Annotated in this window: 21 protein-coding genes; 8 read left to right on the top strand and 13 right to left on the bottom strand. The window is 67.7% G+C overall.

Features of this window, described 5'->3' with window-relative positions; genetic code table 11:
- Positions 1–8 precede the first annotated feature (8 nt).
- From QHF89_RS10835 to QHF89_RS10845, 3 genes are all read right to left on the bottom strand, one after another.
- Entirely contained in the window at positions 9–203 is a 195-nt protein-coding gene (locus QHF89_RS10835) for a hypothetical protein (RefSeq protein WP_136967023.1), read from the bottom strand.
- Between the two features lie 7 nt (positions 204–210).
- A complete protein-coding gene (locus tag QHF89_RS10840; RefSeq protein WP_136967022.1) occupies positions 211–480 on the bottom strand; it encodes a hypothetical protein in 270 nt (89 codons plus the stop codon).
- Between the two features lie 103 nt (positions 481–583).
- Positions 584–1,402 (bottom strand): hypothetical protein, encoded by an 819-nt coding sequence (locus QHF89_RS10845; RefSeq protein ID WP_136967021.1) that lies wholly within the window; start codon positions 1,400–1,402, stop codon positions 584–586.
- A 247-nt stretch (positions 1,403–1,649) separates the two neighbouring features.
- Here QHF89_RS10845 and QHF89_RS10850 point away from each other — a divergent pair, with 247 nt between their 5' ends.
- Entirely contained in the window at positions 1,650–2,078 is a 429-nt protein-coding gene (locus tag QHF89_RS10850) for a DUF6918 family protein (protein ID WP_136928997.1), read from the top strand.
- Positions 2,079–2,091: 13 nt separating this feature from the next.
- Here the strand turns inward: QHF89_RS10850 and QHF89_RS10855 are convergent, their stop codons facing one another.
- The 5 genes from QHF89_RS10855 to QHF89_RS10875 all read right to left on the bottom strand — a co-directional run bounded on the left by QHF89_RS10855 (position 2,092) and on the right by QHF89_RS10875 (position 8,281).
- Positions 2,092–3,021, bottom strand: coding sequence for a cation diffusion facilitator family transporter (locus QHF89_RS10855; protein WP_136967020.1), 930 nt, complete (start codon positions 3,019–3,021; stop codon positions 2,092–2,094).
- Between the two features lie 89 nt (positions 3,022–3,110).
- A complete protein-coding gene (locus tag QHF89_RS10860; RefSeq protein WP_136967019.1) occupies positions 3,111–4,415 on the bottom strand; it encodes a hypothetical protein in 1,305 nt (434 codons plus the stop codon).
- An 8-nt stretch (positions 4,416–4,423) separates the two neighbouring features.
- Positions 4,424–6,508: an elongation factor G gene (gene fusA / locus QHF89_RS10865; RefSeq protein WP_136967018.1), complete on the bottom strand. Its 2,085-nt coding sequence runs from the start codon at positions 6,506–6,508 to the stop codon at positions 4,424–4,426.
- Between the two features lie 124 nt (positions 6,509–6,632).
- Positions 6,633–7,799 (bottom strand): acyltransferase family protein, encoded by a 1,167-nt coding sequence (locus tag QHF89_RS10870; RefSeq protein ID WP_136967017.1) that lies wholly within the window; start codon positions 7,797–7,799, stop codon positions 6,633–6,635.
- A gap of 17 nt (positions 7,800–7,816) precedes the next feature.
- The gene (locus QHF89_RS10875) at positions 7,817–8,281 is read right to left on the bottom strand and encodes a Tudor-knot domain-containing protein (RefSeq protein WP_136967016.1); all 465 of its coding nucleotides are present in this window, start codon (positions 8,279–8,281) and stop codon (positions 7,817–7,819) included.
- A gap of 289 nt (positions 8,282–8,570) precedes the next feature.
- On the opposite strand from QHF89_RS10875, the gene QHF89_RS10880 reads away from it, so the two are divergent.
- The 5 genes from QHF89_RS10880 to QHF89_RS10900 all read left to right on the top strand — a co-directional run bounded on the left by QHF89_RS10880 (position 8,571) and on the right by QHF89_RS10900 (position 13,817).
- Entirely contained in the window at positions 8,571–9,638 is a 1,068-nt protein-coding gene (locus tag QHF89_RS10880; RefSeq protein WP_136967015.1) for a cytochrome P450, read from the top strand.
- A 112-nt stretch (positions 9,639–9,750) separates the two neighbouring features.
- Positions 9,751–10,587, top strand: a complete 837-nt coding sequence (locus QHF89_RS10885) for a formylglycine-generating enzyme family protein (RefSeq protein ID WP_136967014.1) — start codon at positions 9,751–9,753, stop codon at positions 10,585–10,587.
- 20 nt (positions 10,588–10,607) lie between these two features.
- Positions 10,608–11,513, top strand: coding sequence for a formylglycine-generating enzyme family protein (locus tag QHF89_RS10890; protein WP_284720352.1), 906 nt, complete (start codon positions 10,608–10,610; stop codon positions 11,511–11,513).
- Complete coding sequence (locus tag QHF89_RS10895; RefSeq protein WP_136967012.1) at positions 11,510–13,144, top strand: serine/threonine-protein kinase; 1,635 nt, start codon at positions 11,510–11,512, stop codon at positions 13,142–13,144. Before QHF89_RS10890 ends, QHF89_RS10895 begins: the two co-directional genes overlap by 4 nt.
- A gap of 16 nt (positions 13,145–13,160) precedes the next feature.
- Positions 13,161–13,817 (top strand): hypothetical protein, encoded by a 657-nt coding sequence (locus QHF89_RS10900; RefSeq protein ID WP_136967011.1) that lies wholly within the window; start codon positions 13,161–13,163, stop codon positions 13,815–13,817.
- A gap of 4 nt (positions 13,818–13,821) precedes the next feature.
- On the opposite strand, the gene QHF89_RS10905 is transcribed toward QHF89_RS10900, so the two are convergent.
- Both QHF89_RS10905 and QHF89_RS10910 read right to left on the bottom strand, forming a co-directional pair.
- Positions 13,822–14,949 (bottom strand): hypothetical protein, encoded by a 1,128-nt coding sequence (locus QHF89_RS10905; protein ID WP_136967010.1) that lies wholly within the window; start codon positions 14,947–14,949, stop codon positions 13,822–13,824.
- 38 nt (positions 14,950–14,987) lie between these two features.
- On the bottom strand, positions 14,988–16,043 hold the full coding sequence (locus tag QHF89_RS10910) for an OmpA family protein (RefSeq protein ID WP_136929009.1): 1,056 nt from the start codon (positions 16,041–16,043) through the stop codon (positions 14,988–14,990).
- A 133-nt stretch (positions 16,044–16,176) separates the two neighbouring features.
- Between QHF89_RS10910 and QHF89_RS10915 the strand changes: the two genes are divergently transcribed.
- Both QHF89_RS10915 and QHF89_RS10920 read left to right on the top strand, forming a co-directional pair.
- Positions 16,177–17,307: a Rieske 2Fe-2S domain-containing protein gene (locus QHF89_RS10915; RefSeq protein ID WP_136967055.1), complete on the top strand. Its 1,131-nt coding sequence runs from the start codon at positions 16,177–16,179 to the stop codon at positions 17,305–17,307.
- A gap of 88 nt (positions 17,308–17,395) precedes the next feature.
- Complete coding sequence (locus QHF89_RS10920; RefSeq protein ID WP_136967008.1) at positions 17,396–17,971, top strand: Uma2 family endonuclease; 576 nt, start codon at positions 17,396–17,398, stop codon at positions 17,969–17,971.
- A 3-nt stretch (positions 17,972–17,974) separates the two neighbouring features.
- Here the strand turns inward: QHF89_RS10920 and QHF89_RS10925 are convergent, their stop codons facing one another.
- Genes QHF89_RS10925 through acs form a run of 3 tightly spaced genes read right to left on the bottom strand, consistent with a single transcriptional unit; the run spans position 17,975 to position 21,794 of the window.
- Positions 17,975–19,540, bottom strand: coding sequence for a sodium:solute symporter family transporter (locus QHF89_RS10925; RefSeq protein ID WP_136967007.1), 1,566 nt, complete (start codon positions 19,538–19,540; stop codon positions 17,975–17,977).
- Positions 19,537–19,827 carry a DUF485 domain-containing protein gene (locus QHF89_RS10930; RefSeq protein WP_136929011.1) on the bottom strand — a complete coding sequence of 97 codons (291 nt, stop codon included), beginning with the start codon at positions 19,825–19,827 and terminating at the stop codon, positions 19,537–19,539. Before QHF89_RS10930 ends, QHF89_RS10925 begins: the two co-directional genes overlap by 4 nt.
- Positions 19,824–21,794 carry an acetate--CoA ligase gene (gene acs / locus QHF89_RS10935; RefSeq protein WP_136967006.1) on the bottom strand — a complete coding sequence of 657 codons (1,971 nt, stop codon included), beginning with the start codon at positions 21,792–21,794 and terminating at the stop codon, positions 19,824–19,826. The genes QHF89_RS10930 and acs overlap by 4 nt, the downstream gene beginning before the upstream one ends.
- Between the last annotated feature and the right edge of the window lie 2 nt (positions 21,795–21,796).

Raw genomic sequence — 21,796 nt, forward strand, 5'->3', positions numbered from 1 at the left:
AGCGCTCGCTACACGAGCGTCTCGAACAACGTATCGAGGAGCCGATCCGTGGCCCGGGCGCTGCCCTCGGGCCCTCGGCTCATGGGCGCGAAGCGCCACGAATCGCGACGGGAGCACCGGTGGAGATCGAGGATCTCGTGATCGAGGTCGAGGCCGCCGGGGCCCGTTTCACGCGCCCCGAGCGGCTCTCTCTCGTTCTCCATGGAATCGTCATCCCGCGGCGCGCCGCCGAAGCCCGGCGCGCGGCCGCCCGATTCGCCGCGCCCGGGCCACACGCGCCCCCATCGCGCCCACGCCCGCGGCGGAATCAGCGCCGCGGCGCTCTTCCTCGTCCTCGAACTCGGCCAGGACGAATTCGACGAGGGTCACGCTCTCCATGTATTCGTTCGTCGTGAAAGACCAGGGATCGACGGGAATGGGCCTCCGATCGTGACGCGCAATGGACGGACGGCGGCGAATGCGAGGCGAAAGAAAGCGCATGTTGTTTCTCTCGAAGGTAAGACGTCAGCTCTAAGTACGTATCAAGAGATGCTGCTCGCGCCCTTTTCGCTCGCGGCCGCGTCACAAAAAGGGCGCGCGAAATTCAAGGCTTCGCTTTGACGGCCGCCGCCATGGCCTCCACGAGCGACATCGTCGGCGGGGGCACCGAAGGTGTCGGCTCCGGCTCCTCTTCGGCCTCCACCGGCTCCGCCGTGGGCGCAGGCGCGGGCGCCTTCGCGACGGGCACCGCATTCCGGTTCGCCCTTGGCACGTGGCTTTGCCAGCTCGGCGCGGGCATCGCCGCAAGGGCAGGCTTTGCCTCGGGGAGCGCCTTCACCGGCTCCTCGACGCGCGGCGGCGCCGTCTCCAGCCGGAAGCTCGTGGCGATGCGGTGGGCCCGCTCCGTCGCGCCCGGCATGACCCTGCCCGCGAGCTCCGGCGCCGCCAGCGACGAACGTCCGGCCCGCGCCGCCCGCTCCGAGCCGACCTTGTAGCCCATCACCAGCGATCCTCCGACGGCCACGGCCAAGAGCACGCGGTCGAACGTAATCGGCCGCGGCCGCGACGAGGTCGGCTCACGCTCGCGCGTGGCGTCGCTCGCGGCGTGCGCCAGCGTCGCCGCCGCTGCGGACGCCGGGAAGAGGTCGACGCCGCGGATCGCCGCGCGGACGCTCATCGACACCTCCCCGAGGCCCATGCCGGACGGAGGCGGCAGCATCGACGCACGCGAACGATCCGCGAGCTCGTGCAGCTCCTCCAGCCGATCCTCCTTGCTACGCGGCCCCTCGCGCCCGCTCCCGGGCGCCCATCGGCACGTCGGATCTTCGTCCGCGAGGTTCGATTGTCCCCGGAAACGTGAAGCAAAGACCTCCGATACGCACCGAGGACAGATCGTCGCCTCCGTCCCCGGGCGTTCGCGCACTCGGGTCCCTCCACAGACGCCGCAAATCGAGCTCATTGGATCCCCCCGAATCCAAGCAGTATGCTCAGCTAGTGCCTCATACTACCAAGTCAAAGCGAGCGTGCATGTCCATTCGACGCGGCTCGGGGGGCGCGGGTTGCGTCGAAAAGCGGCTCGCTCGGGGCGGACGTGGCGCTTCGAGCGGGGGCGTGAAACTCGCGCGTGGCGCGGCTCGTGTGCTAGGAAGGCCGCGCTTGGAGGAAAAAGAATGGGACTTTCCGATGCGCTCGCGGACAAGGACAAGAAGGGCCGGATCATCTCCGACTGCGCCACGTTGATCGACGAAGAGGTCGCGTCGAAGGGGCTCGCCGCGCTGCCGCTCAAGGCGGGTTACAAGGCGATCAAGGGCATCAAGCCCGGCTTCATTCCGCACGTCCTCGAGTCGCTCCTGCCCGAGATGGCCACGAAGGTGGACCCGCTCTGGGCCGAGGGCGTCTCCGCCGGCAATCCCGTCAAATTCTTCCAGGACAACCGCGGGCGTGTCGCGGACGCCCTGCTCTCCGTGACCGACGCGAAATCGAAAAACGCGAAAAACGCGCTCGTCCGTTCGACCTACGAATCGCTGCGCGGCACGGCCAAGAAGCACGTCGAGGAGGCCATCCCGCGCCTCTCGAAGGTCATCGAAAAGTACGCCTGATTCGAAGCGCCGCTCAGGCGACCTGGGCGGTGCGCGGGATGTCCGGCTCGACGAAGCACCAGCGCACGTCGGACCTCCGGTGGCGCAACGACGCCTCGAACTCATTGATCGCCGTGCAGACCTCGTTCGTGGTCACGCCCTCGTAAAAGCTCACCTTCACGGCCACGAGCACCTCGCCCGGGCCTTGCTGCATCGTGATCACGTGCAGCACCCGATCGATCTTCGGGTGCGCCGCGACCGCCTGGCGCACGGCCACCTCGACCTCCGGATCGGCCGACTCGCCGATCAGGAGCGACATGATCTCCACCGCGAGGAAGACCGCCACGGCCACGAGCACGACCCCGATCGCGACGCTGCCGATCGCGTCCCACTTCGGATCCCCGGTCACGTACGCCGCCGCGAGCGCCATCGACGCGAGGACGAGGCCGAGCGAGGCCGCCGCGTTCTCGCCGAAGACGACGACGAGGTCCGAGTCCTTCGTGTCCTTGAGGTACTGGAAGAACGGCTTCTGCCCGCGGCGCTTGTTCATCTCGCGGATGTTCGAGATCGTCGCGTTGCCCTCGAGCAGCAGGGAAAACCCGAGGATCCCGAGGCCGAGGTGCACCTTCTCCACGGGCTCGGGGTGGCCGAGCTTGTGGATCCCCTCGTAGATCGAGAAGACGCCGCCACCCGAGAAGAGCAGCAGCGCGACCAGGAACGACCAGAAGTAGAGCGAGCGCCCGTAGCCGAGCGGGTGCGACGCGTCCGGCTTCTTCCGCGCCCGGTTCACGCCGAGCAGGAGCAGGAGCTGGTTGCCGCAATCCGCCGCCGAGTGCAGCGTCTCGGCGAGCAGCGCGCCCGAGCCCGTCAGGAACGCGACCACCCCCTTGCCCGCCGCGATGGCGAGGTTGGTGAGCAGCGACTGGACGATATGGGAGGTCGAATGGTCTTCCGACGACGACACGGCAGCCCTTGTATCACGAGCGGGCCCCGAAAAAGAAAACCCCCAGCAGGCCGAAGCATGCTGGGGGTTCGCTTACGGAGAGCCTTCGCTCAGGAAGGATCGCCGAACGACCGCTGGAAGAGCTCCTCGATCGCCTGCTTTCCGTCCTCGGTCAGGTTCTGCGTGCCGATGCCGGCGAAGGCCTCGCTCTTGATCATCGGCAGGGTCGCCATCTCCCACGCCGTCCCGCTCCAGCGGAACCAGGTCCGCTTCTGCTGGTCGAAGACGTAGAGCGGCTTCTTCCAGAGCCGCGCGAGCTCCGCGCCCCAGCCCGTGCCGCCGCGGACCGTGCCGTCGTCCTGGATCTGGCCGACGACGAAGACCTCGCGCGCCGCGTTGATCTGGTACCAGATCGTCTGCAGCACGTTGCGCACCAGCGGGATCTCGCTGAGCACGCGGCCGAGGCGCTTCGACACGTAGACCAGGCTGAAGTCGCCGCGGCGCAGGTCCGCCTCGCTCAGCACCTGCACGCCGCGCGTACGCTCGCGCAGCGTGTGGCCCTCGAAGCTGAAGTTCGTCTCCGTGAGGCCCCAGCGCTCCGCACACGCGCCGAACGCCGCCTCCGCGCCCTTCGCGCCGCCCGAGTACAGGCGGTAGCGCTTGGCGTCGCGCGGGCGCTCGGAGGCCGGCGGGATGTCCGCGTCGATGATCCGCATCGTGTGCGGCTCGAGGCGGAGCGAGAGATCAGCGATCTCCTTGCTGTCGTGATCCTTGAGCAGGCGCAGGCGCACGACGTCCTTCTCGGGGTCGAGGAAGACCACGACGCCGAACTTGTCGAAGAACTTATCGACCGGCGCGGGCGCCGAGCCCGGCTTCGCCTCGCCGGCCTTCGTCGTCGTCGAGAGCCAGAGCTCGGCCGAGTGATCCCGCGCGAGCGTGAGCAGCGTGTCGATCATGGCCTCGGTCGCGTGCGCGCAGTCGAAGCCGTCGATGATGATCACGTCCGGTGAGAAGTGCGCGATCTCGCGGGCAAACGTCACGGTCTCGACGAGCTTCTTCATCGACGACGACGCGCCCTCGGTCGTGTTCCCGTGACCGAGGAGCGAGAAGATCAGCCGGTGACGCTCCAGGTCGAGGCGCACGGACTCGGGCTCGGCGAGCTTCGTGTACGTCGCGATGTCGTGGAAGAGCTCGTCGTAGTAAGCGCGCACGTGATCGACGGCGTGCTCCGTCGAGATGTGCAGCACGCGCCGATCACGCAGCAGATCGTCCAGCGCGATCTGCACGAGGAGCGCCGTCTTGCCGACGCCCGCGCGCGACAGCACGACGCCCACGTTGCCGCGGCCCAGGCCGCCGCGCATCGACTTCTCGAAGACCCGCATGGGGCTCCGCTCGTTGACCTCTTTGCGGTACATCGGTGCCCTCACTTCCCCTTCTTCGCCAGCTCTTCTTTGTGCTTCTTGATGAGCTCCTCGGAGATCGCTCCGGGGACCGGGGCGTACCGGGAGAACTCCATGGTAAACTCAGCTTTGCCCTGCGTCGCGGAGCGAAGAACGGTCGAGAACCCGAACATCTCGGCGAGGGGGACCTCTGCCTCGACGCGGCAGAACCCTTCGGACTCCGTCGTGCCGATGATGATGCCGCGGCGCTGCATCAGGATGCCGACCACGCCGCCCTGGAACTCCGCCGGGCTCTCGGCCGCGACCTTCATGAGCGGCTCGAGGATCTGCGGACCCGCCTTGGGATAAGCCTCACGCCATGCGCCACGCGAGGCCTCCTGGAACGCGATGTCCGATGAGTCGACTGCGTGCGCGGCGCCGTCGTTGATCGTGACACGGACGCCCGTGACGGGAGCGTGGATGACGAGGCCCTTCGCGAGCATCGAGCGGAAGCCCTTGTCGCACGAAGAGATGAACTCCTTCGGGATGGAGCCGCCCGTGATGTCGTCGACGAACTCGAACCCTTCCTCGAAGGGCTCCATGAAGCCCGCGACCTTGCCGTACTGGCCCGAGCCGCCGGTCTGCTTCTTGTGCGTGTAGTTGAACTCCACGCGGCGCGTGATCGTCTCGCGGTACGCGACGCGCGGCGGGCTCGTCACGACCTCGGCCCCGTACTCGCGCTTCATGCGCTCGATGTACACGTCGAGGTGAAGCTCGCCCATGCCCTGGACGATCGTCTCGTTCGTCTCGGGATCGCTGCCCACGCGGAAGGTCGGGTCCTCCTTCGTGAAGCGCTTCAGCGCCTTCGACATGTTGACCTGCGCCTTGTTGTCCTTCGGCGTCACGGTCAATGAGATGACCGGCTCGGGCACGTGCATGCTCGTCATGGCCACGCTGAGCGTGCCATCGGTGAACGTGTCACCCGAGTTGCAGTCGACGCCGAACATCGCGACGATGTCGCCGGCGCCCGCGCTGTCGATGTCCTCCATCTCGTCGGAGTGCATGCGAACGAGGCGGCCAACCTTGTGGCGCTTGCCCGTGCGGGTGTTCGTGATCTCCTTGCCCTTCGAGATCGTGCCCTGGTAGACGCGCAGGTACGAGAGCTGGCCGAAGCGGCCGTCCTCGAGCTTGAACGCGAGCATGACGAGCGGTTTGTCCGAATCGCTCTCGAGCGCGATCTTCGCCTCGTCCTTCTCCAGGTCGACGGCGTGGTTCGTCACGTCCGTCGGGCAGGGCAGGAACGTCGTCACGGCGTTGAGCAGGAGCTGCACGGCCTTGTTCTTGTAGGCCGAGCCCATCATCACGGGCACGATCTGGAGGTTGATCGTGGCCGAGCGGATCGCCTTGTTGATGAGGTCCTCGGTGACCTTCTCCTCGAGCATCGCCTCGGTGAGCTCGTCCGAGAACATGCTCAGCGCGTCGAGCATCTCCTCGCGGCACTTCTGCGCCTCGGCCTTCATCTCGGCCGGCACCTCGGCCTCGAGGATCTTCTCGCCGTTCGCGCCCTCGAACCGGAACGCCTTCATCTTGATCAGGTCGACGACGCCCTCGAATTTATCCTCGAGGCCGAGCGGGAGCTGCAAGAGCACCGGGTTCAGGTTGAGCTTCTCGCGGAGCTGGTCGCGCGCGCGGAGCGGGTTCGCGCCGGCGCGGTCACACTTGTTGACGAACGCGATGCGCGGAACGCCGTAGCGGCGCATCTGGCGATCGACCGTGAGCGACTGCGACTGCACGCCCGCGACCGAGCAGAGCACGAGGATCGCGCCGTCGAGCACGCGCAAGCTGCGCTCGACCTCGATCGTGAAGTCGACGTGGCCGGGCGTGTCGATGATGTTGATCTGGGTGTTGCCCCAGGTGCAGAACGTCGCTGCAGACTGGATGGTGATCCCGCGCTCGCGCTCGAGATCCATCGAGTCCATCTTCGCGCCGACGCCGTCCTTGCCCTTCACGTCGTGAATGGCGTGGATCCTCTTCGTGTAGAAGAGGATGCGCTCGGTCAGCGTGGTCTTCCCCGAATCGATGTGGGCGCTGATTCCTATGTTCCTGAGCCTGGACAGATCGCTGATCACGAAGAGGACTCCTGCTGCCCCCTGGGGGAGGGCGGCTCTCGGCAAAAAACGCGGCGCGCTATAATCGTTAGCCGGCGGTCACGCCAGGGGAAAGTGGACTGGCGTGCCGGCTGACACCGTCTCGTCACGCCGGTGAAGGACGCGATTCCCTTCTTTTCTGGCTCGCCCACCGCATCGCAGGGCGCTCGACGAGCACCCAGGAGACGTAGCCCACGACGAGCGAGGCGACCAGCGCGAACGACGCGGTCCGCGTGAGGTTCTTCCAGGTTGGCGGGGACGCGGGTTCGAGGTCCGCGAGCCCGAGCGCGAGCTGGTGATAGAGAAACACGCCGTAACTCACGATTCCGACGAAGGCGAGCGGGCGCGGCGCCACGATCCCGAGCGCGCGGCCGCGACAGAGGACGGCCGAGAGGACAAGCGCCGCCGTGACCAGCGAGAGCAGCGCATACGGCGCGCCGCCGCCGGGCTCGAGGTAATGCAGCCCCTCCAGCCGAAACGCGATCACGAGCGCAGGCACGCACGCCGCGAGCGCGTAGGGCGCGATTGCGGCCGCGCGCTCGCTTCGTGCGTGCGCGACATACGCCCGCGCCGCGAGCGCGCCGAGCACGAACTGATCGAGCCGGCTCGGGATCCACCGCCGCTGCGTCGCTTCGAGCAGGCCCGTGTGGATCCCCGGTTCGAGCACGATCGCGTGAAGCAACATGCGCACGAGCCAGCTCCCGATCACGAGCCCTGCGCCGATCCAGATCGCCCGCCGGCCCTCCTTGCAGACGAGGGGCGCGAGCCACGGAAAGACCAGGTAGAAGCAGGCCTCCGTGGTGAGCGACCACGTCGCCCCGATGATCACGATCCCGCCCGGCGAGACGTATCCTTGGAGCACCAACAGATGCGCAGCGAGCGACGCGGCGAACGAGGGCGCGTCGAGGACGCCGCGGTGAAAGGCGATCGTCACGACGAGCGCGACCCAGTAGGCGGGCAGGATGCGCGCGGCGCGCCGGAGCAAGAAGTCGCGCGGGGTTTGTCCGCCCGAACGGATCCACGAGAGCCCGAGCGAGAAGCCCGAGAGCACGAAGAAGAGATCGACGCCCCACCACGCGTGATGGAGCACCGTCAGGATCCACGGCACGAGCGGCGCCGGCGCGCGCGCCTCGACCGACGCGCGCACGAGCGGGAGGAATCGATCGCCGAGGTGCTGGACGAAGACCGCGAGGATCGCCACGCCGCGCAGGGCATCGAGCTGCGGCAAGGACGGCCCCGCGCTCGGCGCCGGCCTTTCGAGGGCGAGGGGCATACGGACCGACGCGCGCGTCAGCGCGGCTGGATGCGGGCGAGGCCCACGGTGTCGTCCCACTCGTCGCCGTATCCCTCGAAGTGGATGCGGTACCGCTCCTGCCCCACGATGCCCACGATCACAGCGGGGTACATGGTGCTGTGCCACTCGACGCGCACCCGATCGCCGATCTTGTAGATGTTCGTCTGCGCGGCCGCGAGCGCCTTCGCGCGCACCTTCTGCGGCGGCTCGGGGTGAACGACCGTCCCCTCGATGAAACCCTTCACGCGGTCGCGCGGCACGACCTCGTCCCAGATCGGATCGTAGCCCTGGTAGTGGACCTTGAACTTCGTCGGCCCCTGGGTCTCGAGGATGACCGCCGGGTAGACGTTCTTCTCCCACTCGACGAGGACGTTGTCCCCCACGTCGAAGCGCTTCTTGCAGCCCGACGAGAGGGCGGCGAGGAGCGAAAGGGAGAGGACCGAGGACCGAACGAAGGCCATGACGCGGAGTTCGAGCGTCGGAGAGACGTCTCCGGCGGAGGGAGATACCGCCGAGGGCCAGGGCTTGCAAGCGTGTGGAGCGGCACGTCTGCCGCGGCGCCCTGGCGTATACCAACCCCTCGATTGCGACAACTCGGTCCTCCGAGGGGGGCGCATCACAGGCAGGAGGTCGCCGATGGCACGCTTGAATCTTCTCGATCCGCTCGTCCGCAAGAACCCCTACCCGTACTACGCCGAGCTGCGTCGCGCGGCCCCGGTCTCGGTCGTCGATCCGGGCGGCATGTGAGTCGTGACCCGCTACGACGACGTCGTGTCTGTCCTGAAGAACCTTGCCGTCTTCTCGTCGCAGGGCTCCCGCGCGGCGACCGCGCAGCCCTGGATCGGGCACAACCCGCTCAGCGACTCGCTGGTCATGCTCGACCCGCCGCAGCACACGGCCATCCGCTCGGTCGTCAGCCACGCGTTCTCCGCGCGTGTCCTTCCTCGTGTCGAGCCCCTCGCCCGCGCAGCCGCCGCCGCGTTCGCCGAGCGCGCTGCAAACGGTCTCGAGGTCGACATCTGCGACGAGCTCGCCACGACCCTGCCCGCGAAGGTCATCGCCAACCTGCTCGGCATGGACGACACGCTCGTCGACGAGTTCCGCACCTGGTCCGAGGACATCGTGGCCGTCAACCCCATGACCCCCGAGGCGGCGCGCCCGCGCATCATCGCGTCCATCGCGGACCTCACGCGCTACGTCGAGGGGGTCTTCGAGGATCGCAAGCACGCGCGACGCGACGACCTCGCGAGTGATCTGCTCGACGCCCAGGTGGACGGGCGCCGCCTCGACGACGCGGAGCTCGTGAGCTTCATGTTTCTCCTGCTCGTCGCCGGCTTCGAGACGACGACGCACCTGCTCACGAATTCGCTGCGGCTCCTCGCCGCGCACCCCGATCTGCTCGCCCGCCTGCGCCGCGACCCCACGGCGATCGTCCCCTTCGTGGAGGAGACGCTCCGCTTGGAGCCGTCCGTGCACGCGGCGCTACGCCTGGCGATGGAAGACACCGAGGTCGGGGGCGTGCGATTGCCCGCGGGTGCTGTGGTATGCGCCCTGGTCGACTCGGCGAACCGTGACGAGACCCGATTCGAGGATGCCGAACGATTCGACATCGACCGGGAGCGGCGGCCGAACGTGGCGTTCGGGCACGGCATCCATTTCTGCCTCGGCGCCGCCCTCGCGCGCGCCGAAGCACGGATCGCGCTCGAGGAGATCGTGCCTCGCGTGGGGGCGATCCACGTGACCCAGGAGCCGACGTGGAATACCTCGCTCACGATCCGGGGCGCGATGAGCTGCCGCATCCGGTTCGAGCCGCTCTGAGCGCGACGCGCGCTGCGACAAGGTCGGGTGGGATCGGGCTTCGTTCTGCGCTACCCTCGGCCGCGTCGTGAGGTCCGGCGGACGTTTTTTCGAAGCAGCGAGGGCGTGGGGCGTGGGGACGCTCGGGGCCGGCCTTTGCGCCCTTGCCATGGCGTGTGCGCCGAACCTCACCACGACCGGAGGCGCGGGCGGCGAGGGGGGCGACGGGAGCGGGGGTGCGGGCGCGAGCGGGAGTGGGAGCGCGGGTGGGGGCGGCGGCGCGGGCGGCGAGATCGTGTGCCCCGAGGTGCCGAACACGCCGACGATGGTGCCCGTGGCGTCCGCGTCGGGGAAGTATTGCATCGACAGCACCGAGGTCACGAACAGCCAATATGCGGCCTGGATGCCTTCGGCCGCCGGGATGGACACGGACCAAGGCCCCGAATGCGCCTTCAACATGAGCTTCGTGCCTGCCATCACACCGCCCAACGACGATCACCCCGTCGCGCACGTCGACTGGTGTGACGCCGCCGCCTTCTGCAAATGGCACGGAAAGCGTCTTTGCGGGAAGATCGGCGGCGGGCCGGTCCCGTATGCCGACATCAACAATGCCGCGACGAGCCAGTGGCACAACGCTTGTAGCGGCGCCGGCACGCTCGTCTACCCGTACGGCGGCGCGTATGACGCGGTCGCGTGCAATGGCCAGGACAAGATGAACGGCGCTTCGGTGAAGGTCGCCAGCCTGGCCGGCTGCGTGGGCGGTTTGCCGGGCCTCTTCGACATGAGCGGCAACCTCTCGGAGTGGGAGGACGCGTGCGACGGGACGGCGGGGGAAAACGACACGTGTCGCCGGCGCGGCGGCGGATACGCCAGCATCGCGACGGATCTCGATTGCCCGACGACCGGGGGCGGGGCGCGCGGCACAGCAAACGCGACCACGGGATTCCGCTGCTGTGTGGATGTGCCATGAAGGAAGAAATGGGGCGGACGATGAAGTCACGGAGCGCGTGGACACTGCCCGCGGGAATGCTGATCCTCCTCGTGGCGTGCGCGCCGGAGCTGCAGACGACGGGTGGTGCAGGCAGCGGCGGTAGCGGCGGCGCGGGTGGAATCGGGGGCGGCGGCGGAATCGGGGGCGACGGCGCAGGTGGTAGCGGCGGCAGCGGTGGGACAGGCGGCAGCGGCGGCTCGGGCGGGGGTCCGCTGGCGTGCCCCGACATCCCCAACACGCCGACCATGGCGATGGTGCAGGCTCCGAACGGGGGACCATTTTATTGTATCGACAGCACCGAGGTCACGAATGCGCAATACCTCGCGTGGACGAAGTCGATGCCGATGATGGCACAGCCCTCGCAGTGCGACTGGAATACGACGTTCCTCCCAACGAACATGACGCCGGAAAACAGCGTGCCCGTCGCGAACGTGGACTGGTGCGATGCGTTCGCGTTCTGTGCTGCGCACGGCAAGCGTCTTTGCGGCCAGATCGCCGGGGGGGCCCTGCCGCTCACCGAATCCGCCGGCAATCCTGCGAAGAGCCAATGGCACAACGCCTGTGCGGGCGGGGGCGCGAAGGCCCACCCCTACGGTGACGCGTACAATCCGACGGCCTGCAATGGCCAAAGTTCCGAGCATAACGACGTCGTCCCGGTCAAGAACCTGCCGACGTGCGAGGGCGGGTTCCCGGGGATCTTTGATATGAGCGGGAACGTGTGGGAGTGGGAGGATTCCTGCGACGAGACGCCCGGCGACATGCCCGCGGACAACTCCTGCCGGCGCCGCGGAGGCGGTTATACGACCTTGGACCACGACATGGATTGCTCCTCGGCAAGCACGACGCTCGCACGCGGAAGTTCCAACCCGAACACCGGCTTCCGTTGTTGCGCGGATCTCCCATGAAAGAACTCGCTCCCGGCTCGATCGTCGACAGAAAGTACGCCCTCGAAAAACCCCTCGGGGAAGGCGGCATGGGCGTCGTCTGGCTCGCGCGCGACGTGCACACCGACGTGCCCGTCGTCGTGAAGGCCATCCGCGCCGAATACGCGCATCGCAAGGATTTCCGCGACCGCATCCTCGCCGAGGGCCGCGCGCTCGCCCGGATCGACCACCCGAACGTCGTCCGCCTCAATGCCGTCGTCTCCGACGAGGACGGGCTCTGCCTCGTCATGCAGTTCATCGAGGGCGGGACGCTCGAAGATCGCATCGCGCGCCACGCGAAATCCGGCACGCCGCTCTCCGTCGCCGAAGCGCTCGCGCTCTTCCGCCCCATCGTGCAAGGCGTCGCCGCGGCGCACGCCGAGGGCATCATCCACCGTGATTTGAAGCCCGCGAACGTGCTCATCCGCGCAAAGGACGGCATCGTCAAGGTCACGGATTTCGGCATCGCCAAAGAAGAGAGCGACGCACAAAAGGGCAAGGGGAACACCGAGGGCGTCATCGGCTCGGTGCTCTACATGTCGCCCGAGCAATGCACCGGCAAGAAGGACCTCGACAAACGGGTCGATGTCTACGCCCTCGGCATCGTGCTCTACGAGCTGCTCGTCGGGCAGGTGCCGTTCGACGGCGACAGCCATTACATGATCATGACGTCGCACGTGAAGGAGCCGCTGCCGAAGATCCGCGCGCGCAGGCCCGACGTACCCGCGTGGCTCGAAGCCGTCGCCGAACGCTGCGCCCAGAAGCGCCGCGAGGATCGGTTCAGCTCGTGCGAGGAGATCCTCGCTGCGCTCGACGCGCAGGGCCAGGGGTTGTACGGCTCTACTGCGCCCGCCGCCCCGCTCCACCTGACGGCGCCGGCGGCGCCGCTGCACGCGAACGTCATGGCGCCGCCGGGCATCCCGCAGACGGCGCAGGCCGCGGTGATCACGGCGCCCGGAAACGAGCCTTCGCCCAAGCGCGGCATGGCCGTGGCGTTCACCGTGGGCGTCGCGGCCCTCGCCGGGCTCGGCATCTCGTATTCGCTCGGCTTGTTCGGCGCGCCCAAGGACGAAAGGCGCACGGAGGCCAAGAACCCGCCTCCGGTGGAGCATGCAGCGAGCGCCCCCGCGCCCGCGAGCGCGGCGCCGAGCGTGGACACGAAACACCCTCTCGCCGCCCTCGCCGGGCGCTGGCGGAGCGACAGCGGCCGCGAATACGATGCGGTCCTCGTCGGCGACCGGCTCGAAATGCGGATCCACGACGCCAAACCCTTTGCGCTCCAAGGATACGAGGAGGGCGAGGCCCGCTTCGTGCTCCGCGCCTTGCCCGGAAAAACCGACGTCTTCGGCGTCGAGGATCGCCTGCGGCCGAACCCGCCCGCGGGGCATGACTACGACGTCGCGCTCGCCCGCTCGACCTGCATCGTCCCGTACACCGAGATGGCGGGCAAACCACTCGAAGCGCGGCTCGACGGCGGGAAGCTGCGCGTCTCCATGGTGCAAACGCAGCCGCCGCCGACGAGCTACACGCTCGCCGGCAAACGCGTCACCGGCTGCAAGAACCTCGCGGCCGCGCCGCTCACGCCAATCGAAAGCGTGCTCGGCCGGCCCTGATCCGAAGGCTCGAACCGTGCCCCTCGCGCTCTCGCTCCACGCGCATACGCCGTATGCGCTCCAGCCCTCCTCGATCCAATTCCGATTGCGGATCGAGAACCACGGCCCCGCGCCGGTCCGGGGCGAGAAACCGGACGGGATGAGCCTGCTCACGACGGACGAACGAGGGCAGTGGCTCCCTTTCCTCCCCCGTGCGCCCTGGCCCTTCCCCCCGGAAGAAATCGAGATTCCCTCCGGCGGCGTCCACGAAATGAGCATTTCCTCCTCCGTGAGCGGGAGCATGCGCGACGTCGGCGTGTACCGCGCGTCATGCCGCTGGGGCGGCGCGGAGAGCAACGTCGTCGAATACCGCGTCCTCGGCGACCGGCAATCCTACGTGGCGACGTTGCGGGCCGTCTCCGGAACGACGGTCGAGCTCACGCTCGACAACCGAGGGCCCGCGCCCATTGAATGGGGCGAGCCCTGCGACCCCGAGCAGGACCTGAGCTTCTGGATCCACGGACAGACGCGCCTGAAGACCGTGCTGACCACCGGCGCGGACCTCGTGCGGGTCGTGCCGGGCACGCCGGCCGTCCTTCAAATCGAGCTGCCGGAAGACGAAAGCGGCCGGACTCTCTCCGGCCGCTTTCAGCGCGAGCCTTTCGCCGGCGGCGAAACCAAGCTCGTCTTCTGAAGGGTCATTTCCCCTTCCCCGCCTCGATCCGCTGAATGATCGAGATCTCGTTCGCAAACATCACCGCGCGTTGCCCCATCTCGAAGACGGGCGCAGGTCCCGATGGCCCCGGACGACCGGTATCGCCGCTCGGGCCCCTTCGCCCGAGCTGCCCATTCTTGCCGTCCTTCGGATTGCAGGAGGCCTCTCCCGCCTTGAGCATGCCGCGTTGGCCGCCCTTGCCGCCAAAACCACCCTTGCCGCCCGGCCCCCGATCGCCGCTCGGCCCGCCGACGCTCTGGAGCAAGAGCCGCCCCTTGAGTTTGTCCGGGTTCGCGTCGTCGAGGATGACCTTGATCAAACCACCGGCACCGCCGTCGCCGCCTCGACCGCCGGGCCCGCCGTCCGTGCCATTCGTGCCGTCCGTGCCGTCGAGGCAGTCCTCCTTCGCGTCCTTGCCGTCCTTGCCCGGAATGCCGGGCGCGCCCTCCCGGCCCTGGCCGCCTTCCCCGCCAATGCTCGTGATCCGCACGGGTTTGTCCGCCGAGGGGCTGATCAGGTAGGCGCGGCTGCCCGGCCAATCGAGCCGAATGAGCGCCGCGTCGGGATAAAAGGGCGTCGAGAGCGTGGTGATCGAGACCGTGATCTCCGGCCCCGGCGCGCCCGGCTCGCCCTCGCGCCCCTTCCCGCCGCGGATCTTTTGCTCCCCCTGGCAATCGTAGACCGGCTTGAGCTGGGCCTCGCCCTCCATCGATTTGCCGCTCGTCGCCGACTCCAGCCAGCCGCGCAGGCCCATGCCCGTGTCGGCCGTCTTGAGGACGTCCTTCTCCGGCACCCAGATGAAATTCCCGCCGCCGATGGAGCCCGAGCTGCCCTGGATGCGCACCATCTCCGACGAGATGACCGTATCCTTTTCATTCATGCACCCCTTGTTCGCGTCGACGTTGCTGCAGGACGTGCCGTCCTTCAGCTTCGCGACGACCTCGACCTGGAAGGGGTCCCCCGGGCAAAACAGCAATTGCCCCGACGCCGGCCGAACCGTGACATTCACCACGTTCTTCGGTTCGATCTGCGCTTGGTTGGGGCCACAGCCGACGAGCAGCGGCAGGGCGGCGACGAATGGAAGGGAGGCGAAACGACGCAGGAAAGACATGACGAAGCTCCTCGATGGACCAGGAAAATGATGCTCGTTCACGCGCCGCCGGCGGGCGGGACGTAAGGCGTCTGCGGCGAAGAAGGCTGGCTCGACGGGGGTTGCCACACGCCGGGCTTGCGCTTCGTGGGATCGATCCCGGCCGCCTTCGCGCGCCAGCAGCCGCGGGGTACGTCTTGCCAAACGCCGTTCACCTGCACGGCTTTGAGGAGCACACGCCGGTTGACGGGGTCGTCGACCTCGTCGCCGCGATCGACGGCCGGGCAATACTCGCCATACCCGACCGGGACGAGCCGGCTCTTCTCGACGCCGCCGGCCACGAGGGCATTCGCGATGGCCTGGGCGCGGCGCTCGGTGAGGTTCAGGTTGTAAAATTTATCGCCCTTGCTCGACGCGTGCCCCTCGATCTCCATGCGCTGGATCTGCGGCACTTGCTTCAGCACCTTGGCGATCTCGGCGACGGTCGCCTTCGCGGCCGGGGTGAGCTCGGCCGAATCGAGCTCGAAATCGACCTTTTTCGTCTCGGGGATGACGATCTCGTGCGAAGCCTCGTCGTACGCGACCTCGCCCGCGGCCTGATCGGGGCAACCGTCGTCGTCGCGGTAGCCATTGATCGTCTCGGGCTGGTTCGGGCATTTGTCGTTGACGTCGGCGACCCCGTCCTGATCGTGGTCGGGCGAGGGGCAGCCGTCGCCCACGTTCGGCGGCAGGTTGTCCTCGGGCTGGACCGGGCACTTGTCCTTCGCATTGGCGACGCCGTCCTGGTCCTCGTCGTCGGAGGGGCAGCCGTCGTCGGCCTTCGGCGGCAGGCCGTCCTCCTTCGCGTAGGGGCATTTGTCGTCGGCGAGCAGGACGCCGTCGTTGTCGGGATCGGTCGCGGGACAGCCGTCGTTCGCCTTCGGCGGCAGGCCATCCTCGGCGTCCGCGGGGCAAGCGTCGTCGATGTCGGCGGCGCCGTCTTGATCGGTGTCGGCGCCTCGATCGGCCTGCCCGTACATCGGGCGCGGCGCATAACCGCCCCCGCACGCGGCGGGCAGGAGCGAGAGGACGAGGGCGAGGAGGGGGCTACGAGCGAAGGTCTTTCGGGAAAGCATGACGCGACGGCCGCGGAGCCTAGCCGTCCTGGGCGCCGTTGGGAAGAGAAGAGCCGGGCCGTGCCGGTGCAGCATGAGGGGAGCGCAACCGGCGCTTGCCATCGGGACCGAAAGTGGGGAGGCTTCGAGCGTGATGGGACCCGACGATCGCGACGTCGCTACCGAGCCTTCCGAGAGCGCGCCCCTCCTGCCAGCCGAGGCGTTGCTCGCGCCGCCGCGCGCAAAGGTGCGGGCCTCGGTGGCGCGCCTTCACGGCCACTGGTTCGTCGTGGCGGCGTCGAACGAGCTCGGGGATCGGCCGATCGCGCGGACCTTGCTCGGCGTGCCGCTCGTGCTCTTCCGCGACGGCGAGGGCAAGCCGGGCGCGCTGCTCGACCGCTGCCCGCACCGGAACGTGCCGCTCTCGATCGGCGAGGTGGTCGAGGGGCAACTCCAGTGCTCGTACCACGGCTGGCGCTTCGACCGCGGGGGCACGTGCAAGTTCGTCCCGTCGCTCGTCGGCGACGCCGGGGCGAAGGCGCGCAACGCGCCGAGCTACGCGGCGCGCGAGCAGGACGGGTTCGTGTGGGTCTACTCCACGCCAAACGAGGCGCCGAAGACCGAGCCGTATCGTTTCCCCGCGCTCGGCGCGGGTTACACGACGGTGCGACGGCGGGTCGAGTCCGAGAGCACCATGCACGCGGCGCTGGAGAACGCGCTCGACGTGCCGCACACGCAGTACCTGCACAGTGGCCTGTTTCGATCGAAGCCGCGGGGCATCGAGATCGAGGCGCGTGTGACGCGCACGCACGACCGCGTGGTGGCCGAGTACGTGGGCGAGCCGCGCCCGACGGGCCTCGTGGCGCGGATCCTCTCGCCGTCGGGCGGGGAGGTGACGCATTTCGATCGGTTCATCCTGCCCTCGATCGCGGAGGTCGAGTACAAGATTGGCACGGAAAACCATTTTCTGGTGTCGGCCGCGATGACGCCGGTGACGGACTTCCTGACGCACATCTACGCGGTGGTGAGCTTCAGGGTGCGGCTCTTCCCGGGCTGGCTGCTCAAGCCGTTCTTGCTGCCGCTCGGCCTCAAGGTGTTCGCGCAGGACGCGGCGCTGTTGAAGTTGCAGACGGAGAACATCCAGCGTTTCGGGGGCGAGCAATACGCGTCGACGGAGATCGACGTGCTCGGGCGGCACATCTGGCGGCTCATGCGGAAGGCCGAGCGGGGGGATGTGTCGACGGGCGAAAATGTTCATGAAGAAACGGTGAAACTTCTGGTGTAGCGGGGTGAAACCGGGTTCCAGAAGGTAAAACCAAATCTTTCCCCGTCGGAAGGAGCGTGGTAGGGCGATGAGCAAGGAGGCACCGCACATGGGAGAGGCCTCTCGCAAGCTTGTCACGTTCGCCGAATACATCGCGTTCGAGGAGAAGGCGGAGACGAAACACGAGTACCGGAACGGTGAGATCGTCGCGATGGCGGGGGGAAAGCCGGAGCACGGTCGTCTCACGATGAGCGTGGGTCTCACGCTCGGTAAGCAGCTCGAGGGACGCCCCTGCGCAACGTTCAGCCCGGACACCCGCGTCCGGGTGCTCGCGACGGGCCTCGCGACCTACCCGGACGTCAGCGTCGTCTGCGGCAAGCTCGAGTACGATCCAGAAGACAAGTACAGCATCACGAATCCGATCGTGCTGGTGGAAGTCCTCTCCCCAAGCACCGAAGCGTACGACCGCGGAGATAAATTCTACGACTACAAACAGATCCCCTCGCTGAAGGAGTACGTCCTCGTGTCGTCCGAGCGTCGACGCATCGAGGTATTTCGCCGACAGACGGATGGCTCGTGGAGCCATCACGACACAGCAGAAAAAGGGGCTGCGGAGCTCACCTCGATCGGCTGCAAGCTCGATCTCGACGAGGTCTACCGCAATCCCCTGGAAGAAAGCGCGTAAGGCTCACTCCGCCGGAGCGGGCTCCGCATCCTCCGCGCCGAGGTGCATGCGGCGCTCGACCTCGGCATATTTCGCCTCGGCCTCGGGCTCCGGGAAGAGCAGGCTCACCACGATTCCCACGACGAACGAGAGCGGCACCGTGATGATGCCCGGGTTTTTCAGGGACAGCATCGCCGTGGGGTTCTTGAGCAGGTCCACCTGAATCGTCGGCGACATCCAGATGAGCACGAGCGCGCTCACGACGCCCGCCACGATCGCGCTCACGGCCCCCCGCGTCGTGAACTTCCTCCACGTGATCGACAGGAGCAAGACCGGGAAGTTCGAGCTCGCCGCGACGGCAAACGCGAGGCCGACCATGAATGCGACGTTCTGACCTTTGAAGAGCAGGCCGAGGCCCATCGCCACCAGCGCGAGCACGATCGTCGCGACACGCGCCACCTTGAGCTGCTCCTTTTCGTCCGCCTGCCCGTGCCGGATCACGCCGACCCAGAGGTCGTGCGCCAGCGCCGCCGCGCCCGAGAGCGTCAAGCCAGCGACGACCGCGAGAATGGTCGCGAATGCCACGGCCGAGATGAACCCGAGGAACGGACGGCCGCCCACGGCCTCGGCGAGCAGGAGCGCGGCCATGTTGCCGCCCTTGTCGACCGAGGTAATCGCAGCACGACCGACGTGCACGCTCGCGCCGAAGCCGAGGATGAACGTGACCAGGTAAAAAAAGCCGATGAAGCCCGTCGCATAAAACACGGACGAGCGCGCGGCCTTCGCGTCGGGCACCGTGTAAAAGCGCATCAGGATGTGCGGCAGGCCGGCCGTGCCAAACATGAGCGCGAGGCCAAGCGAGACGGCTTCGAGCGGGCTCGACACGAGCTTGCCCGGCGCGAGGACCTCCGGGCCATAGGTCTCGGCCGCCTTCGCGAAGAGCGCGAGCGGGTTCATCCCGAAAGGAACGAGCGAGAGGAGCGCGAGGAGCGTCGCACCGCCGAGCAGGAGCACCGCCTTGACGATCTGCACCCACGTCGTCGCGATCATGCCGCCGAAGAGCACGTAAAGCAGCATGACCGTGCCCACGATGAGCAGCGCGGTCTCGTATTGCAGGCCGAACATCATCTTGATGAGGTTGCCCGCGCCGACCATCTGCGCGATGAGGTAAAAGCAGATCACCGTCAGCCCGCCGATCGCAGCGGCGATGCGGACGGGCTTTTTCTTGAGGCGATAGGCCACGACGTCGGCGAACGTGTACTTGCCGAGGTTGCGCAGCGGCTCGGCGATGAGGAACGTCACCACGGGCCAGCCGACGAGCCAGCCGACCGAATAGATGAGGCCGTCGAAGCCGCTCGTCGCCACGAGGCCCGCGATGCCGAGGAAGCTCGCCGCGCTCATGTAATCGCCGGCGAGCGCGAATCCATTCTGCAAGCCGCTCACGTTGCCGCCGGCCGCGAAGAACTCGCTCGTCGTCTTCGTCTTGCGCGCGGCCCAGCCCGTGATGGCGAGCGTCGCCGAGATGAAGACCAGGAAAAACGCAATCGCCGTGCCGCTCGTCGCGCCGAGCGAGGTCTGTACGCCGTTCATGTGCCACCCCCGCGTTTCGACTTGCCGGCGAGGCGCTCGACATGGACGTCGTAATGCCGGTTCGCCCAGGAGACGTAGATGCCCGTGAACACCCAGGACAGGACGATCACGAGGGAGCCGAGCAACATGCCGAGGCTCAAGCCGCTCGTGAGGAGATGGCCGAGCAGGGGTTTGCCCCAGGCCACGAGCAGGATGAAGCCGAAATAGGCGAACATCGTGGCCGCGGTCAGGACGCGCGCAATGCGGTCGCGCGCCGCGGCGACCCGGCGGAGATCCTTCTCGTTCATGCCCTCACCTCGGCGCCCAGCGTACGCGATTTCGCCGCGCCCTCGGCGGGTTTTTCGAGCAGCTCGTCCATGAGGGTCGGATCGGCGAGCGTGGTCGTGTCCCCGAGGTTCTCGGTCTCGCCGCAGGCGATCTTGCGCAAGATACGACGCATGATCTTGCCCGAGCGTGTCTTCGGCAAGGCCGAGACGATACGGAATCCGTCCGGCGTGGCAATCGGGCCGATCGCGTGGCGGACCTGCTCTTTCAACGCGCCCTGGAGCTCGATCTCGCTGCGGTACGATACGCCGGGCCGCAGGACGACATACGCGAAGATGCCCGTGCCCTTGATGGCGTGCGGAATGCCCACGACGGCCGCCTCGGCGATGGCGTCGTGCTCGGACAGCGCGCTCTCGACCTCGGCGGTGCCGAGCCGATGCCCGGAGACATTGAGCACGTCGTCGACGCGCCCCGTGACCCAGATGTCGCCGTCCTCGTCGCGCAGACACCCGTCGCCCGTGAAATACAGGCCCGGGAAACGCGCATAATAGGTCTCGCGGAAGCGGCGGTGGTCGCCGTAGAGCGTGCGGGCCTGGCCGGGCCAGGAGCGCTTGACGCAGAGGTTGCCGCTGACGCCATTTTGATCGAGGATGTGGCCCTGATCGTCGAGGATGGCGAGCTCCACGCCGAAGAAGGGTTTCGTGGCGGACCCCGGCTTCGCGGGCGTCACGAAGGGCAGCGGCGTGACGAGGACGCCGCCCGTCTCGGTTTGCCAGAACGTATCGACGACGGCGGCGCGGCCCTTGCCGACCTGATCGTGATACCAGCGCCAGGCCTCCGGGTTGATGGGCTCACCGGCCGAGGCGAGGACACGCAGCGTGTCGCGGCTCGACGTCTCGAGATACGCATCCCCCGCGGCCATGAGCGAGCGCAGCGCGGTCGGCGCCGTGTAGAGTTGCGTGGCCTTCACATCGTCGACGACCTCCCAGATGCGGCTCGCGTCGGGGTAATTGGGCAGCGTCTCCAGGAGCACCGTCGTCGTGCCATTCACGAGCGGTCCGTACACCACGTAACTATGGCCCGTGATCCAGCCGAGGTCGGCCGTGCAGAAATGAACGTCGTCCGGCCGCAGGTCGAAGACGACGGCGTGCGTCAGGGCCGCATAGACGAGGTAGCCTCCGGTCGTGTGCAGCACGCCCTTGGGTTTGCCGGTGGAGCCTGACGTGTAAAGGATGAAGAGCGGATCCTCGGCGGCCATCCATTCGACGGGGCACGTCGAGCGGTGCTTGTCCATGACCTCGTCGAGGAAATGGTCGCGGCCCGCGTGCATGGGCACCTGCACGTCCGTGCGGCGCGCGACGAGGACCGTATGGACGAGCGAGAGCCCCTCGACCGCGTCGTCGACGATGTGCTTCAGCGGAATGCGCTTCGCGCCGCGGAGCGCCTCGTTCGCCGTGAGGACGACCTCGCAGCCGGCGTCGAGGATCCGCTCGCGCAGGCTCTCCGCCGAGAAGCCGGCGAAGACGACGGAATGCACGGCGCCGATCCGCGCGCAGGCGAGCATCGCGTAGACGAGCTCGGGGATCATCGGCATGTAGAGACACACGCGGTCGCCCTTGCGCACGCCGAACGATTTGAGGACGTTCGCGAGGCGGCAGACCTCGTGCTTGAGCTTGCGGAAGGAGATCCGCTCGTACGCGCCGGGCTCGTTTTTCGCCCACACGAGCGCGATCTTGTTCGGCCGGTGGGCCGCGTGCCGGTCGACGGCGTTGAAGCAGGCGTTGAGGCGCCCGCCCGAATACCAGGCGACGTCCGCGCTCTCGGGGTCGACGTCCATGGTGCTGTGGGGCGGGTAGAACCAGGAGAGGGCGCGGGCGCGCTCCGACCAGAAGACCTCGGGTTCTTCGAGGCTCTGCCGATAGAGGGTCTCGTAGTCCTCCATCGAGCGGACCTTCGGATGGTAGGCGAGCGGTTCGTCAGCGAATTTCATGT

Origin of the sequence: Polyangium sorediatum, assembly GCF_029946465.1 — a bacterium.
GTDB lineage: Bacteria > Myxococcota_A > Polyangia > Polyangiales > Polyangiaceae > Polyangium > Polyangium fumosum.

What these genes read in the sequence shown, in the direction of transcription:
- QHF89_RS10870 (WP_136967017.1), bottom strand. Translation starts at nt 7,799, where the DNA reads ATGCCCCTCGCCCTCGAAAGGCCGGCGCCGAGCGCGGGGCCGTCCTTG.
- QHF89_RS10930 (WP_136929011.1), bottom strand. Translation starts at nt 19,827, where the DNA reads ATGAACGAGAAGGATCTCCGCCGGGTCGCCGCGGCGCGCGACCGCATT.
- QHF89_RS10890 (WP_284720352.1), top strand. Translation starts at nt 10,608, where the DNA reads ATGAAGTCACGGAGCGCGTGGACACTGCCCGCGGGAATGCTGATCCTC.
- QHF89_RS10850 (WP_136928997.1), top strand. Translation starts at nt 1,650, where the DNA reads ATGGGACTTTCCGATGCGCTCGCGGACAAGGACAAGAAGGGCCGGATC.
- QHF89_RS10895 (WP_136967012.1), top strand. Translation starts at nt 11,510, where the DNA reads ATGAAAGAACTCGCTCCCGGCTCGATCGTCGACAGAAAGTACGCCCTC.
- QHF89_RS10910 (WP_136929009.1), bottom strand. Translation starts at nt 16,043, where the DNA reads ATGCTTTCCCGAAAGACCTTCGCTCGTAGCCCCCTCCTCGCCCTCGTC.
- QHF89_RS10915 (WP_136967055.1), top strand. Translation starts at nt 16,177, where the DNA reads ATGGGACCCGACGATCGCGACGTCGCTACCGAGCCTTCCGAGAGCGCG.
- QHF89_RS10920 (WP_136967008.1), top strand. Translation starts at nt 17,396, where the DNA reads ATGGGAGAGGCCTCTCGCAAGCTTGTCACGTTCGCCGAATACATCGCG.
- QHF89_RS10860 (WP_136967019.1), bottom strand. Translation starts at nt 4,415, where the DNA reads ATGTACCGCAAAGAGGTCAACGAGCGGAGCCCCATGCGGGTCTTCGAG.
- QHF89_RS10875 (WP_136967016.1), bottom strand. Translation starts at nt 8,281, where the DNA reads ATGGCCTTCGTTCGGTCCTCGGTCCTCTCCCTTTCGCTCCTCGCCGCC.
- QHF89_RS10840 (WP_136967022.1), bottom strand. Translation starts at nt 480, where the DNA reads ATGCGCTTTCTTTCGCCTCGCATTCGCCGCCGTCCGTCCATTGCGCGT.
- QHF89_RS10905 (WP_136967010.1), bottom strand. Translation starts at nt 14,949, where the DNA reads ATGTCTTTCCTGCGTCGTTTCGCCTCCCTTCCATTCGTCGCCGCCCTG.
- acs (WP_136967006.1), bottom strand. Translation starts at nt 21,794, where the DNA reads ATGAAATTCGCTGACGAACCGCTCGCCTACCATCCGAAGGTCCGCTCG.
- QHF89_RS10835 (WP_136967023.1), bottom strand. Translation starts at nt 203, where the DNA reads ATGGAGAACGAGAGAGAGCCGCTCGGGGCGCGTGAAACGGGCCCCGGC.
- QHF89_RS10925 (WP_136967007.1), bottom strand. Translation starts at nt 19,540, where the DNA reads ATGAACGGCGTACAGACCTCGCTCGGCGCGACGAGCGGCACGGCGATT.